This is a genomic window from Leucobacter sp. BZR 635 (assembly GCF_048061935.2).
Classification (GTDB): Bacteria; Actinomycetota; Actinomycetes; order Actinomycetales; family Microbacteriaceae; genus Leucobacter.
Genome location: NZ_JBLUNZ020000055.1, coordinates 22056 through 36639 on the forward strand (window position 1 = coordinate 22056; position 14584 = coordinate 36639).

12 protein-coding genes are annotated in these 14584 nt (G+C 65.1%); 9 read left to right on the forward strand and 3 right to left on the reverse strand.

Annotated elements, in window-relative coordinates; translation table 11 throughout:
• Nucleotides 1-53 precede the first annotated feature (53 nt).
• Genes ACI1US_RS11425 through purE form a run of 3 tightly spaced genes read left to right on the forward strand, consistent with a single transcriptional unit; the run spans nt 54 to nt 2779 of the window.
• A complete protein-coding gene (locus ACI1US_RS11425; protein ID WP_416549908.1) occupies nt 54-1010 on the forward strand; it encodes a YihY/virulence factor BrkB family protein in 957 nt (318 codons plus the stop codon).
• Between the two features lie 23 nt (nt 1011-1033).
• Nucleotides 1034-2218, forward strand: a complete 1185-nt coding sequence (locus ACI1US_RS11430; RefSeq protein ID WP_416549907.1) for a 5-(carboxyamino)imidazole ribonucleotide synthase — start codon at nt 1034-1036, stop codon at nt 2216-2218.
• Nucleotides 2219-2269: 51 nt separating this feature from the next.
• Entirely contained in the window at nt 2270-2779 is a 510-nt protein-coding gene (gene purE / locus ACI1US_RS11435; protein WP_416549906.1) for a 5-(carboxyamino)imidazole ribonucleotide mutase, read from the forward strand.
• A gap of 13 nt (nt 2780-2792) precedes the next feature.
• Here purE and ACI1US_RS11440 read toward each other — a convergent pair whose 3' ends face one another.
• Nucleotides 2793-3779: a glycosyltransferase family protein gene (locus ACI1US_RS11440; protein WP_461640549.1), complete on the reverse strand. Its 987-nt coding sequence runs from the start codon at nt 3777-3779 to the stop codon at nt 2793-2795.
• A 291-nt stretch (nt 3780-4070) separates the two neighbouring features.
• Here ACI1US_RS11440 and galE point away from each other — a divergent pair, with 291 nt between their 5' ends.
• From galE to ACI1US_RS11455, 3 genes are read left to right on the forward strand one after another with little or no spacing between them, the layout of a single operon-like run.
• On the forward strand, nt 4071-5084 hold the full coding sequence (gene galE, locus ACI1US_RS11445; protein ID WP_461640551.1) for a UDP-glucose 4-epimerase GalE: 1014 nt from the start codon (nt 4071-4073) through the stop codon (nt 5082-5084).
• Nucleotides 5081-6511, forward strand: a complete 1431-nt coding sequence (locus tag ACI1US_RS11450) for an LCP family protein (RefSeq protein WP_461640553.1) — start codon at nt 5081-5083, stop codon at nt 6509-6511. The genes galE and ACI1US_RS11450 overlap by 4 nt, the downstream gene beginning before the upstream one ends.
• Before the next feature lie 48 nt (nt 6512-6559).
• The gene (locus ACI1US_RS11455; RefSeq protein ID WP_461640555.1) at nt 6560-7540 is read left to right on the forward strand and encodes a glycosyltransferase; all 981 of its coding nucleotides are present in this window, start codon (nt 6560-6562) and stop codon (nt 7538-7540) included.
• Here the strand turns inward: ACI1US_RS11455 and ACI1US_RS11460 are convergent.
• Nucleotides 7537-8088 (reverse strand): TetR/AcrR family transcriptional regulator, encoded by a 552-nt coding sequence (locus tag ACI1US_RS11460; RefSeq protein WP_461640557.1) that lies wholly within the window; start codon nt 8086-8088, stop codon nt 7537-7539. The genes ACI1US_RS11455 and ACI1US_RS11460 overlap by 4 nt on opposite strands.
• A gap of 131 nt (nt 8089-8219) precedes the next feature.
• Between ACI1US_RS11460 and ACI1US_RS11465 the strand changes: the two genes are divergently transcribed.
• Together ACI1US_RS11465 and ACI1US_RS11470 are read left to right on the forward strand one after the other, a co-directional pair.
• Nucleotides 8220-9224 (forward strand): SDR family NAD(P)-dependent oxidoreductase, encoded by a 1005-nt coding sequence (locus ACI1US_RS11465; protein ID WP_461640559.1) that lies wholly within the window; start codon nt 8220-8222, stop codon nt 9222-9224.
• A 61-nt stretch (nt 9225-9285) separates the two neighbouring features.
• Complete coding sequence (locus tag ACI1US_RS11470; protein WP_461640561.1) at nt 9286-10131, forward strand: glycosyltransferase; 846 nt, start codon at nt 9286-9288, stop codon at nt 10129-10131.
• A gap of 201 nt (nt 10132-10332) precedes the next feature.
• Here the strand turns inward: ACI1US_RS11470 and ACI1US_RS11475 are convergent, their stop codons facing one another.
• Entirely contained in the window at nt 10333-12477 is a 2145-nt protein-coding gene (locus tag ACI1US_RS11475; protein WP_461640563.1) for an acyltransferase family protein, read from the reverse strand.
• A 164-nt stretch (nt 12478-12641) separates the two neighbouring features.
• On the opposite strand from ACI1US_RS11475, the gene ACI1US_RS11480 reads away from it, so the two are divergent.
• Nucleotides 12642-14584: LGFP repeat-containing protein (locus tag ACI1US_RS11480; protein WP_461640565.1), on the forward strand; the 1943-nt coding region annotated here is incomplete at its 3' end.

Below are 14584 nucleotides of genomic sequence, written 5' to 3' on the forward strand. Positions count from 1 at the left end.
GAGCCACGCGCGGGCGGCGGCGAGCCGTCGCCGCCCGCGCTACACTCGCTTTCATGACTGATCACCCGCAGCCAGGTGTGATTGCCCGCGGGATGGGCTTCTGGCAGCGCATCCAGCGCACTCGCCCGTACCGTGCGTTCTCCCACTTCACCGATGTTGGCGGCAGTGTTCTCTCGGGCGGGATGAGCTACCAGGCGCTGTTTGCGGTGTTTGCCGGTGTCTTCGTCGGTTTCAGCGTTTTCGGAATCGTGCTCCGCGGCCAGCCCGAGCTGCTCGCGACGATCATCGAACAGATCAACGTGTTCGTGCCCGGCCTGCTGGGAAATGACTCGGATTCTGCGATCAAGGTTGACGACTTGCTCAGCTTGCTCGGCGGCCGCGCGCTCGACTGGACGACGCTCGTGGCCGGTGTCTCGCTCGTGTGGGTCGCGATCAACTGGTTCACGGGCACCAGGCGCTCGATCAGGCTCATCTTCGGTCTCGAGGTGAAGGAATACCGCAACGCGCTGCTGCTGAAGGTGCGCGACCTCGCGCTCGCCGTTGGCTTCTTCCTCGCAATTATCGTCTCTGCCGTGCTCGTCGTCGTGAGTTCAAACCTCACCGACTTTCTGCTGGAGTGGCTCGGCGTGAGCTCAGACAACTGGTTCTTCGGCGGGCTCGGCACCCTGGTACGCTACGGCGCCATGTACCTCTTCGACGTGCTCGTGCTCGTCGCGATCCACCGCTATCTCGCCGAGGTACGTGTGGGGTGGTGGCGACTCATCACCGGCAGCCTGGTCGGTGCCGCCGGACTGTTCGTGCTCAAGCTCCTCGGCACCGCGCTGCTCGGCGGCGCGACGAGCAACGTGCTGCTCGCCCCGTTCGCGATCTTCGTCGGCCTGCTGCTCTGGTTCAACTTCATTTGCCGCACGCTCCTGCTCACCTCGGCGTGGATCGCGACGGGCCTCGACCCCAAGCTCGGCTTGCCCGAGACCGGCGGCTCGAGCGACGCCGTGCGCTTCCTCGAGTAGCGCTGGCACCGCGCCCGCCCCGGATGCGGCAGAATAGAGGGGTGAGCGAAACACGTGAAGTTGCAGCTGCGAATCCCTCTATCCGCGTAGGCGTGATCGGTGGTGGACAGCTCGCACGAATGATGGTGCCGCCGGCGATCCACCTCGGCCTCGAGATTTCCGTGCTCGCCGAGACCGAGGGCATGAGCGCCGCACGCGCCGCCGACATGGTGGGCGACTATCGCGACCCCGAGACCGTGTACGCCTTCGCCGAGACCGTTGACGTGGTGACCTTCGACCATGAGCACGTGCCGCACGACATCTTGAACGAGCTCGAGCGCCGCGGCGTTGCCGTGCACCCCAGGCCGCACGCGCTGCAGTACGCGCAAGACAAGATCCTCATGCGTGAGAAGCTCCAGGAACTCGGCGTGCCGATCCCGGCCTGGGCCGCGGTTGACTCGGAGGAAGCCCTGCAGGGGTTCATTGACGCCAACGGCGGCCGCGCCGTCGTAAAGACCGCGCGCGGCGGCTACGACGGGAAGGGCGTACGCGTCGTCTCGCAGGCCGAAGAGGTGCGCGACTGGTTCACGGCGCTTGCCGAGGACGGCCGGGGCGGCTTCCTGCTCGTCGAAGAGCTCGTCGACTTCACGCGCGAGCTCGCGCAGCTCGTGGCTCGCAGGCCGTCGGGTGAGACCCGGGCCTGGCCGCTGGTCGAGACGATCCAGCAGGACGGCGTCTGTGCTGAGGTGCTCGCGCCCGCGCCCGTCTCGAACCCTGAGACCGCAGCGGAGGCCGCCCGCATTGGCCAGATCGTTGCCGAGGGCGTCGACGCAACCGGTGTGATTGCGGTCGAGATGTTTGAGACCCGCGACGGCCGTGTGCTCGTGAACGAACTCGCGATGCGCCCGCACAACTCCGGCCACTTCTCGATTGAGGGCTCGATCACGAGCCAGTTCGAGCAGCACCTGCGCGCCGTCACCGACCTGCCGCTCGGCGACCCGGCGATGGCCGCTCCCTTCGCGGTCATGGTGAACGTACTCGGCGGACCAGCAGAGGGACCGATGCCCGTGCGCTACGCCGACGTGCTTGCCGCGCACCCCGCCGCGAAGATCCACAGCTACGGCAAGCTGCCGCGCCCCGGCCGCAAGGTCGGACACGTCACCGTCGTCGGCAGCTCGCTTGATGAGGCACGCGCCGAGGCGCGCGCAGCGGCTGACGGCTTCGCCTGAGCCGCGCCGGGCGCGCTGCGGCTCCGCGCTCGCGCCCGCTACGATTGGGATATGAGCGAATCAACTCCCCTCGTCGGCATCATCATGGGTTCAGACTCCGATTACTCGGTGATGCAGGATGCGGTGCAGATGCTCCGCGAGTTCGGCATTGCGCACGAGGTCGAGGTCGTGAGCGCGCACCGCACCCCCGACAAGATGGTGACCTACGCGCGCGAGGCCGCTGACCGCGGGATTCGCGTGATCATCGCGGGTGCCGGTGGCGCCGCGCACCTGCCGGGCATGGTCGCCTCGATGACCTCACTGCCCGTCATCGGCGTGCCCGTTCCGCTCGCGAAGCTCGACGGCATGGATTCGCTGCTCTCAATCGTGCAGATGCCCGGCGGGATCCCGGTCGCGACCGTCTCGATCGGCGGCGCGAAGAACGCAGGTATCCTCGCCGCCCGCATCCTGGCAACGAGTGACGATGCGCTGCGCGCCACGCTCGACGCGTACGCGCAGGGGCTGACCGATATGGTCGCAGAAAAAAACGACGCCCTGAAGGCCCGCATCGCCGCCGAGTAGGTGGTGTTGCGCCCTAGATGAGGGCGTGAATCTCCCAGAGCTGCCAGGCGACTGCTCGCCAGGAGAAGGAACGGCCGCGGTCTGCCGCGTGCACCGTGAGCCGCTCGAGCTCGCTCGACCCGTCGCCGCTTGACGCGATGAACAGGCGCGAGAGTGCCGTGATGAAGCCGGTTGCCTCTGGCTCGGCGATCCCCGCGTCGAGGATGTGCTCTTCGCAGGCTGGCTGCCCCGTGTGCAACACTGGCACGCCAGCCATGAGCGCCGCGATGAGGGTGTAGCCGGTCGCAGAAAAGGACTGCGGCTGCACGAGCATAGTGGCGGCAGAGATGATCGCGCCCACGTCGGCAAGGTCTTCGACGGGAACAACCGTGACACGCTCGCGTGCGCCGACAGGCAGGTTGCTGACGATGTCGCTGGGCTGCGGCGTGCCCTTCACGTGCTGCACGGGGTCCAGCCCGGTCATCACGACAAGGTGGGGGAGTGACGGGTCTGACTCGTAGGCGTCGAGCACCCACTGCAGCCGACCGAAGTCGTCGAGATTCGCGGTCGTGGTGATGTACCGCTCGGGGAGGCCGAGGCGTTCGCGGCGCGCAGCCGAGTCATCGCTGGCGAGGAAGGCGGTGGGCGCGACGGGCCGCTGCACCTGCACGGGGAGGTCGTAGCCGTAGTGCTCTTGCAGTAGCGATGCGGTCGCGTGCGAAGTCGTGATGATCACGTCTGCGTGCCGAGCGGCGCGCTTCATGAACGAGCGTGTGAGCCGCGCCTGCGCGGGGGTCAGGAGGTCCGGTGCCTGCCAGGCGAGCGTGTTCGGCACCGACACCGTTGACTGGGTGCCGTCGTCTTCGCTCCGTGAACGCAGCGGCATCATCGGCGTGACCGCGTGCGTCATCTCGCCGTCGAGTGGCCGCGCTGTCGTGCTGGACTGCCAAAGAATCGGCAGCGCGTTCGCCCCCATAGGCAGGTGCTCAGCTGCGATGAGTGGGGAGTCGAACTGGGGCACGACAGTTCCGCGCGCGGAAAGGAACCGCGTGCTGCAGCTCCGCGGAGCGGTATCTGCGAGGGCCCTCGTCAGGTCGGCCGCGGCAGCAAAGTGCACTCGCGCTTCCCAATCGGGGAAGGGCTCCGCTATCAGACTCAGAGTTGCCATTCCCACCTCCACCAGTTGCTTGTAAGTACCTATGGACTCATAGCTATTCTATGCGTGCGCAAATGGAGTTTACTGAGCGGCGCGCCCTGAGAATTCACGGAGTGCCTCATGGTTCTCTCTGTCTGTGTGAAGTAGCCTCTTCCTATGCGTGTTCTCTTGACTGGAGGGGCCGGGTATATCGGCTCCCACACCGCCCTCGTCCTGCTTGAACGCGGCCACGAGGTCGTTGTGCTCGATGACTTCTCGAACAGTAGCCCGGAAGCGGTGCGGCGAGTCGAGGAGCTGACGGGCCGAAAGATCTCGGTCATCGAGGCCGACCTCGCTGACCGAGCCGCCGCCGATGCTGCCTTCGAGGGGCTCGACGTCGACGCCGTTGTGCACTTCGCCGGGCTGAAGGCCGTGGGCGAGTCCGTCGCACAGCCGACGCGCTACTACCGCGTCAACATCGACTCGACCCTCAACCTGCTCGACATCATGCGCGAGCGCGGCATCACGCAGCTCGTCTTTAGCTCGAGCGCCACCGTCTACGGAGACCCGCAGTACGTACCGCAGGACGAAGCCCACCCAGCGGGTGTGGGCCTGACGAACCCGTACGGCTGGTCGAAGGCGATGATCGAGCAGATCATCCGCGATACGCAGAAGTCGTGGCCGGAGCTTGAGGCCGTGCTGCTGCGCTACTTCAACCCGGTTGGTGCACACCCGTCGGGGCGGATCGGCGAAGATCCCTCAGGGATCCCGAACAACCTCATGCCGTTCATCGCGCAGGTAGCGGTCGGCAAGCGTGACAAGCTCAGCGTCTTCGGCGACAGCTACCCGACGCCTGATGGCACCGGCGTGCGCGATTACATCCACGTCATGGACCTCGCCGAGGGGCACGCCGCGGCGCTTGAGCGCATGTCGGCGGGGGTCGCAACCTACAACCTCGGCTCGGGCACGGGTTCAAGCGTCCTCGACGTGGTGCGCGCCTTTGGCGACGCCGCAGGCCGCGATATCCCGTACCAGGTCGTTCCCGGTCGCGAGGGCGATGTAGCCGAGACCGTCGCCGACCCAGCGAAGGCGAACCGTGAGCTCGACTGGTACACCACGCGTTCGCTTGCTGATGCCTGCCGCGACTCCTGGGCTTGGCAGTCGGCGAATCCCGACGGATACGGTGCATGAGCGTAAGCCTCGATTACGACCTCGAACGGCCGATTCGCACCCCTGACCTCTCCTCACCACCGCTCATGACGAAGCGGGCGAGGTGGCTTGTGGTGCTCGGCTTCTTGCTGCCGGGAAGCGCGCAGGTGCTGGCTGGCAACAAGCGTTTTGGGCGTTTCGGGCTCGCGGTGACCTTCACCGCGCTGCTGCTTGCGGTTGTCGCGGTACTCGGGCTGCTGTTCGCGCGCGCGACGACGCTGTCTATTCTTACCAACGGCATCGTGCTGTTCGTGCTGCAGTGGCTGGTGCTTGGCCTCGCACTCATGTGGCTGGTGTTCGGCATCGACACCCTGCGCCTGACCCGCCTCGTCACGGTGAAGCGCAGTTGGCGCGTGCCGATCGCGATGCTCTCGGTGCTCCTCACCCTGGTGCCCGTCGCCGGAGCTGCCTGGGCGTCGTCGCTCATTGGCACCGGTCGCGGAGTGATCGGCAATATCTTCGTTGGGGCACCGGCAGTGAAGCCGATTGATGGCCGCTACAACATCCTGCTGCTCGGCACCGACGCCGGCAGCGACCGCGAGGGCATCCGCCCCGACTCGATCTCGCTCGTGAGCATCGACGCGAAGACCGGCCAGTCGGTCATCATCGGCTTGCCGCGAGAGCTCATTGAGATGCCGTTCCCCGAGGAATCGCCCATGAGCGCCCTCCACCCCTACGGCTTCGGCGTAGCCCCGAACGTCATCAGCGAGTGGGGCGGCTGCTACACGACCTGCTATCTCAACGCCGTCTACACCGAGGTAGAAAACTTCCCCGAAACCTACTCGGGGCTGTACCCCGACGCGGTGTCGCGCGGATCCTCGCCCGGCATCGAGGCGACCAAGGACGCCGTGCAGGGGGCGACGGGCCTCGACCCGCAGTTCTACGTGCTACTGAACATGGACGCGTTCTCGAACATTATTGACGCCCTCGGGGGCGTGACGGTGAACGTACCCGAGCGGTTGCCCATCGGCGGCGGCATCGACGAATACACGGGCGAGCTCGTGAACGTCGAGGGGTGGATCGAGCCTGGCGAGCAGCACCTCGACGGCTGGAACGCACAGTGGTTCGCCCGCTCGCGCTACGGCTCGGAGAACGGCGACTACGACCGGATGCAGCGTCAGCGCGACCTGCAAGCCGCGATCCTCGCGCAGATGAACCCAGCAAACGTGCTGCTGCGTTTCCAAGAAATCGCGGCGGCGGGTACTCAGCTCGTGAAGACCGACATTCCCGAATCGATGCTTGGGCGCTTCGTCGACCTCGCCGGGAAGGCCCGCGGTCACGCGCCAGTGAACGTCGAGCTTGTCCCGCCAGCGGTCGATCCCGAGGCGCCCGACTATGACGTGATCTACGGACTCGTTGCTGAGGGCGTTGCCGCCGCGAGCCCGCAGCCCGAGGGGGCCGAGCAGTAGCCGCTCCCGTAGACTAAACCGGGTTTCATGTGTAACGAAAGGGTGGTCATGCGGGTCACTGCAGTGTTGGTCGCCTTTAATCGGCGCGAATTGCTGGGCGAGGCGCTCGACGCGCTGGCCGCGCAATCGCGCCCGGTCGATCGGCTGATTGTCGTTGACAACGCCTCGACCGACGGCTCCACGGAGCTCGCGGAAGAGCGGCTCGGCGAGTGGGGCGAGCGGGCCAGGCTCATCAAGCTTGAGAAGAACACGGGTGGCGCCGGTGGCTTCGCGGTTGGGATCGCAGCTGCGGTCGTCGACGAGGAGACCGACTGGGTGTGGGTGATGGACGACGACACCGTGCCAGGCCCTGACGCGCTCGCGGGCGCGCTGGACACCCACGACCGGTATCGGGCTGCGGGCCGCGACGACCTCGCGGTCATGGGCTCGCGCGTCGTCTGGACCGACGGTGAAGACCACCCGATGAACACCCCGAAGGCGAAGATTCGTGCGGGCCGCGCAGAGCGCGAACGCGCAGCCCAGGTGGGGGCCATGGAGATCCGCTCCATCTCCTTCGTGTCTGCTTTTCTGCGGGCCTCGCGGGTGCGTGAGCTCGGGCTGCCGCTTGCCGACTACTTCCTCTGGAACGACGATTTCGAGTACTCGGCTAGGCTGCTGCGCGGCGCGCGGGGGCTCTTTACCCCAGACTCGGTTGTCACGCACAAGACCGCGAAGCGCGGGTCGAGCGACGCCGACCCCGGCCCTCGCTTCTTCTTTGAGGTGCGGAACAAGCTGTGGGTGTTTCGCTGTTCAGACGCGCTCTACGGCTGGGAAAAGTTTCTCTACTTTGGGGCGAGCGTGCGGCGTTGGATCCGCACGTTCCGCGCGTCGAGCGACCGCGCGCAGCTGCGCGACTGCCTGAAGCGCGGGTGGCGTGAGGGCTCGCGCACGAACCCGCGCTCCACGCGAGACGTGCTGCGCGACACCGGGGTGCCCGTCGACGTGATGATTCAGATCGAGCGGCTCGAAAAGGCCGAGCGCCGCAACTAGCGCGCGGGCCGGAGTACCTGCCACGCCCACTCGGCGGCGACCTCGGGCCCGGGCAGTGGGTCTTGGCTGAGCCAGGCTTCGACGACGCCGAGGAGTGCGCCAGAGGTTCCCGCTGCGGCGATGTCGAGGGGGAGCTGCGCGTGCCCGAGGTTTCCCGGCGAGAGTTGCATTCCCGAGCGTACGAACTCGAGCATGCGTGCCCGCACGCGCGCGATTACGAGGGCTGAGCCCTGCGGCCCGAAGACGCCGCGGTAGAGCGCTCGGTGCGTCGAGAAGTGGCGCATGAAGCGAACGAGTTCAGGTGGCGGCTGAGCGAGGTCGGTGATAATTACGGGTTCGTCCGCGTGCGCCATCTCGGTCTCGATGGCGTCGAGCGCCGCGGCGAGCAGCTCCTCGCGGCTGTCGAAGTGCTGGTAGAAACTGCTGCGGTTTACGCCAGCGGCGGTGATGATCTCGATCACCGTGATCGACGTGATGGGTCGTTCTGATGCGAGGGTGAGCACCGCTGAGCGGAGCAGGGCCTGGGTATTGGCCGCACGTGGATCCATGCCTCGATTCTCGCAGGGATTTCCGCTGGGGGAGTATTCGCGTGCGATCACTGGTGTCTCCGACACGTGTTGGAGTAGTGTGAGGGTGCTCGTCCTTGCACAGGGCAGGGACGCCCAGCAAGGGAGGCCCCATGTCCACGCTTACCGCAGCCAGCACCATCGGCGACTGGCTTGATCACCCCGAGGGTGGCACAGCGATCCGCGCTCTGCTCGCGCAGTCGGGCGGCGACGCTGAATCGCTCACCCAGGTGCGCGCCCTGCCGCTCCAGCAGTTGGTCACCCTCAGCCAGGGGCAGATGCCCCAGTCGGTCGTTGATGACCTCGTGCGCTCGGTCAACGGCGGCGAGATCCCCGAAGACGCAGACTCCAGCGCCTGGCAGGAACGCATCTCAGCCGGGCGCTTCGACGCTCAGACAGTCATCGTGACCGGGGCAGCAAGTGGCATCGGCCGCGCGACGGCCTCACGAATCGTCCGCGAGGGCGGCACGGTTGTCGCGGTCGATATTTCTGCGGAGAAGCTTGAAGACTTCGCAGCGAGCGCGCCCGCAGGGAAGATCGTGCCGGTCGCGGGCGACGTCACGAAGCAGTCAGACATTGAGGCGATCATTGCAGCGGCGAACGGCCGCATTGACGCGCTCGCGAACATCGCCGGTGTCAACGACGACTTCTCGCCGATTCACGAGACAAGCGACGAGATTTGGGATCGCGTGATCGGCATCAACCTCACCGGCGTCTTCAAGCTCACGCGCGCGGTCGTCCCCGTGATGCTCGCAGCCGGCCGCGGTGCGATTGTGAATATCTCGTCAGAGGCTGGCATTCGCGGCAACGCCTCGGGCAACGCCTACACTGCCTCAAAGCACGGCGTCATCGGCCTCACCAAGAGCGCGGCCTTCATGTACGCGAAAGAGGGCCTCCGCATTAATGCGGTCGCTCCGGGCGGCGTCGCCACCGGCATCCCGTTCCCCGCGAACGTCTCGGAGGTCGGCAGCGCGCGGTTGCAGCCGTTCCAGGCCGCGATCCCGACCGTTGCGACCGCCGAACAGCTTGCGGCGTCGATCACCTTCCTGCTGAGCGACGACGGGGTGAACATCAACGGCGCAATCCTCACCTCCGACGGCGGCTGGTCGGTGCAGTAGCGGCGGAGCTGGGGTGGGGCTTGCCGTGCGCCAGCCCTACCCCGGCTAAGCTAATGGGGCTATGGTGACTGCCCCCGAATTCTCGCTGCTGCTTCCCGTCTACGCGGGAGACGACCCTTCGTTTCTGCGCCTTGCCTTCGAGAGCTCGGTCGACGCGCAGACGCTGCGCCCGAGTGAGGCCGTGATCGTGCAAGACGGGCCGGTGACTGAGGCGCTGACGCGGGAGCTTGCGCGGATCGAACAGGCGAGTCCGATCCCCGTGCGCATCGTGCGGCTTCCTGAGAACCTCGGGCTCACCGGGGCACTGAACGCGGGCCTTGACGCATGCAAGTACCCTGTCGTCGCACGGATGGACGCGGACGACGTGTCTGCGCCCGAGCGCTTCGCGCGCCAGTGGGATCTGCTTGCCGAGGGCTACGACCTCGTCGGCACCGGCATGGCCGAGTTCGAATCGGACCCGGAAGTCATCGTGTCGGTGCGCATCCCCCCGAGCGGGAGCGCGCAGATCCGCGACCACGCGCGCACGCACAACCCCTTCAACCACCCGACAATGATGTACCGGGTCGCCGCGCTCGACGCAGTTGGTCGATATCAGCCCTTCGGGAAGATGGAAGACTACTGGCTCGGCATCAGGCTCATCGACTCGGGTGCCCGCGTCGAGAACATCGCGGAGCCGCTCGTGAAGTACCGGGTCGGTGCGGGCGCGTTTGCCCGCCGCGGCGGGTGGCAGGAGGCGAAGACCGAGTGGGCGCTGCAGCGCGAGATGCTGCGGATGGGCTTTGTCACCCGCGGCCAGTACCTCCGCAACGTCGTCGTGAAGGGTGTCTATAGGCTCATGCCCGCGTCGCTCAAGCGAGTGCTCTTCCGCCGCTTCGTGGCGAGCGGGCTGCCTGGGGAGCGCAGCTAGCGCGCTCTCCGCATGTGGCGATGCGCGCCTGGTTTCTCCTGTGGAGCCCGGGCCCCGGGAGCCCGCCTGCCTTCCTCGCCGCCCTGATTAATTCAGACCGACTCTTGTGCGGGGCGTGAACGGGGTGGAATGGATAACACGGGGGCTTGGGGATTAGCGCGGGGCCTCACGACGGCGGCCTACCGCGCCCCGGAGTTCGCGCTACTCCCAAGAGCGGGCGTGCTCGACCGCGGCCTGAAGGCGCGGGGTGAGCACGGGGAGCATCGTGCGCGCATAGGTGCTCGTGATGTGGTTATCGTCGAGGTACACGAACACGTTGCCGATGATCGAGGGACAGCTCCCATCGAAACAGAGCTGATCCGACATGTCGACCGTGGCGAGGCCTGGGCGCAGGAGCGCTTCAGCCGGGTTCGCCGAAGCGAAGGCTCTGTCGTGTGAGACGCCGCAGGCGGCGTTCGCGCCGAGGTTTGAGGCAACTTCGGTGTCGCCGTTGATCATGGCGTCGGCGCACTCGTATGCGTTGAAGAAGAAACGTGGGTTGTCGCGGAACAGGACGACCGGGATGCCGAGGTTCTCGAGCCCTGTGAGCGCGGCCTCTTGTCCTTCGGGGATTCGCTCTTTCTCGCCAAAGTCCGGGGACTCGTTCTCCCACGACGCGGGCGTGCGCGTTCCCACTGAGATGACCACGTCTGGGTTGAGCTCGGCGACCCCTGACAAGACAGATCCGAGCCAGGCATTGCACCCCTCAGCAGCCTCGGGAAACTCGGTCGTTTCCACATCGATGAGGGCGAGCGCGCAGCCTCCCTTCAAGAACGAGTAGGTGCGCCAGTCGTTCTTGACTGAGATGTCCTCGATGGGCTCGAGCCACTGCTGGGAGTGGGAGTCTCCGATGACCGCGACGACGAGCTCGGGATCGTCGGTGTTGAGATAGCTACAGCTGGCGCCTTGGCCCTCAAGCGCCTCATTGAGTACGCCATCACAGTTCTCTGGGAGCTCGCCCCACTCCGACTCAAGATCCCCTGCGAGCGGAATCGGGGGAATCCCCGCCGGGATGGGCTCGGTGTATTCGCCGGTGAGTACAGCAGCGCCTGGGTGGGTGACCGACTGATCCATCGCCGCGACCACGGCCTTCTCGGTCTCGTATTCCCGCTGCGCAGACCACCCGAGGAAGACGGTCGGGCCGGCAACAAGCAGGATCGAGAGCGCGATGACGAGCAGGCCACGCAGCTTGTTGACGTTCGCCCAGACGGCATGGCGGAGCCGGTCATCGACCAGCCAGGTGAGCAGCCGGGCGGTGACCAGCGACAGCGCCACGATGAGGAGCCCGTCGAGAAAGCTCAGCGGTGCGCCGCGGCGCAGTTGGATTGCAAAGATGAGGATCGGCCAGTGCACGAGGTAGAGCGCGTAGGCGTCGTTGCCGAGCGCCACCAGGGGCTTGAAGCTGAGTGCGCGCGTGACCACTGTCGGTTGCCCCTCGCCCGAACCGGCAATGATGATCGCGATGACACTGAGAACCGGCCACAGTGCAAGGTATCCGGGGAAACCGCCCTGCACGTCGATGAGGACGCCGCACAGCACGAGCGCGGTAATACCCACCAGGCCCAGCACGCTGCGTGCCCAGCGCGGCACCCTGATCCAGGGGAGTGCGACCGCGAGCATGGAACCGGCCGCAAACTCCCAGATCCGGGCACCGGTGTCGAAGTAAGCAAACTCTTGGCGTGCGTCGGTTGAGAGCACCGAGTAGGTGAATGAAGCGGCGAAGACGACGGCGAAGACGGCCATCGCGGCGGGCCGCACGGCGAGGCGAGTGAGCTTCGTGAGGAAGCGGATGACCAGGAAGAGTAAGGGCCACAGCAGAAAAACCTGGCCCTGCACGGACAGCGACCAGAAGTGCTGCACGGGGCTCGCAGAGATCTTGTCGGCGTAGTAGTCGGTCGCATCGATCGCGAGCCACCAGTTCTCAACGTAGAACAGCGACGCCCACACCTCGCTGAACAGGTCGGGGAGCCGGTTGTCGGGCAACAGGAAGAACCCGGCGATCAGGGTTGCGACTAAGACGACCGCGGCGGGAGGCAACAGGCGCTTGAACGTGCGTACCCACTGTCCGGCAATCGCGAGCGGCTTCGAGCCCTCGAGCCTGCGCACAAACGACCCCGTGAGGAAGAACGCGGAGATCATCAAGAAGGCGTCGACGCCGCCCGATACCCGGCCCACCCAGACGTGGTAGACAACGACGAGCAAAATCGCGACGGCACGAAGACCGTCGATGTCGGTGCGGTAGGTACGGGCAGTTTCAGCGGGCGCGGTGTTGGCCGCTGCGCTCGGAGGCCTAGTGTGAGTAAACATTGACCCAACTAGCGTAGCCGCAGCAGATCAACAAGGGGTGTACGGGTGGGGTTGATCGCCTGTAGTGAGCGTAACCCGTCTGAGGTGCAACGGCCCGTGCCTAAAGTAACGACCTCGCGTAGACTCTGCGGGTAACCTTCAACCAGCAAGTGAGAGTTCAACCTATGAGTGACTTCCTTTCACCTCCGGCACAGCGTTCCGGCGTCGTGCGCGGCAGTCTCACTCGAGCGCTCCGCGTGCTCGCGATGGGCGTTGGTGCAGTTCTGCTCGCCGCTGCACTCGTCGCTCCGGCAACGCCGGCAGAGGCGGCAAACCCCTCGAACGGGTTCCAGCCCGGCAACATCATTTCGGACGGAAAGTTCTACGATGGCAACGCGATGAGTGTGGCCGAGGTGCAGAGCTTTCTGAACAAACAGGTGCCGAGCTGTTGGTTGGGGCGGCCTGGTTACGAAGTGGGAAAACCTGTTTCGTGGAATGGGCCAACGAAGCTGGCGTCGAAGTGCTTGCGGGACTTCCGGATCAACACGTCGACCGAGCTCGCTAACCCATACTGCGCCGCAATCCCAGGGCAGAAGAATGAGTCTGCTGCTTCGGTGATCGTTCGCGTAGGTAAGGCGTGCGGCATTAGTCCCAAGGTGTTGCTGGTGATGCTCGATAAGGAGCAAAGCCTTGTCTCCGACCCCTGGCCGAACGAAAATCAGTATTTCTATGCGATGGGATATGCCTGCCCAGACTCCGGACCGGGCGGCGCTGCGAACTGCGATGCATCTCGAGGTGGTTTCGCGAAGCAGGTATACAGAGCCGCATGGCAGTTCAAGGTGTACCGGGCTTTTCCGAATAGTTACCGTTACCGCCCGTTCCAGGCAAATACGATTCAGTGGCATCCGAATGCGGGCTGCGGTACCTCGCAGGTCAGGATCGATGGTTATGCGACCGCGGCGTTGTATATCTACACGCCTTATCGTCCGAACCAGGCCGCACTGAACGCTGGCTGGGGGACCGGGGACGCATGTTCGAGCTATGGCAACAGAAACTTCTACAACTACTACAACGCGTGGTTTGAAAACCCGGTACTCAAGGTCGACAGCCGCTTCACAGCGCTCCACAAAGAAATCAAGCCAACGCTCGGTGACATCGTCGAGAACGCAACGGCAGTGTCCGGCGGATTTCGCCAGAACGTGGAAAAAGGTTCGATGTACTGGCACCCGAAGACCGGAGCCCAGGTGGTCAAGGGAGGCATCCGAACGTACTACAACTCCCTCGGTGCCGCATCGAGCATTCTCGGATTCCCGCTCGCGAAAGAGCGCCAGATTTCGGGTGGCTACTACCAGGAGTTTCAAGGCGGACTGATTTCCTACGCCTCCGCAACGAAACGATACGTGATCAGAGGATCCATCCGAGAGCACTTCCTCGCCGTTGGCGGGTTCAATCGCGCGGGACTTGCGCAAGGACTCGAGCAGAAGGTCGGTTCCGGCTATTACCAGGTATTCGACAAAGGCTGGATTACTAGCCTCCACGGCTACGGCAGGTCTTTCGTAACCGGGAAGATCTTAGACAAGTACAAGGCGCTCGGCGGGCCAGCTGCTCTAGGTTTCCCGAAGGCAAGCGCCCAAACACACGCATCAGGACAGTGGCAGCTCTTTGAGAAATCCACTCTTTATCTTTCTGCAAATGGGACGGTAATCCCTGTACGAGGGAGCATCCGCAACCAACAGATGGCCTCCGGTGGTGTGGGTGTGACTGGGTTCCCGCTTGCTGGTGAGCGGCAGTTGGCTGATGGGACGTGGGCGCAGGAGTTTGAGCGTGGCACGGTGGTGTGGAAGAACCCGAATGGCGCGTTCTTGACGCCTGGCAAGGTGCGGGATTATGTGCGTGCGAATGGTTTGGGTTCGCTGGGTAAGCAGGTTGGGAAGTCGGTGACGAGTGCTGCAGGTGAGATGCAGGAGTTCTCGGGGTCGACGTTGTACTGGTCTGCTGAGCATGGGTATGTTCCGGTGCGCGGGAGCGTTCGTGTGTACCAGGTGTCTGTTGGTGGTGTGGGTGTGACTGGGTTCCCGCTTGCTGGTGAGCGGCAGTTGGCTGATGGGACGTGGGCGCAGGAGTTTGA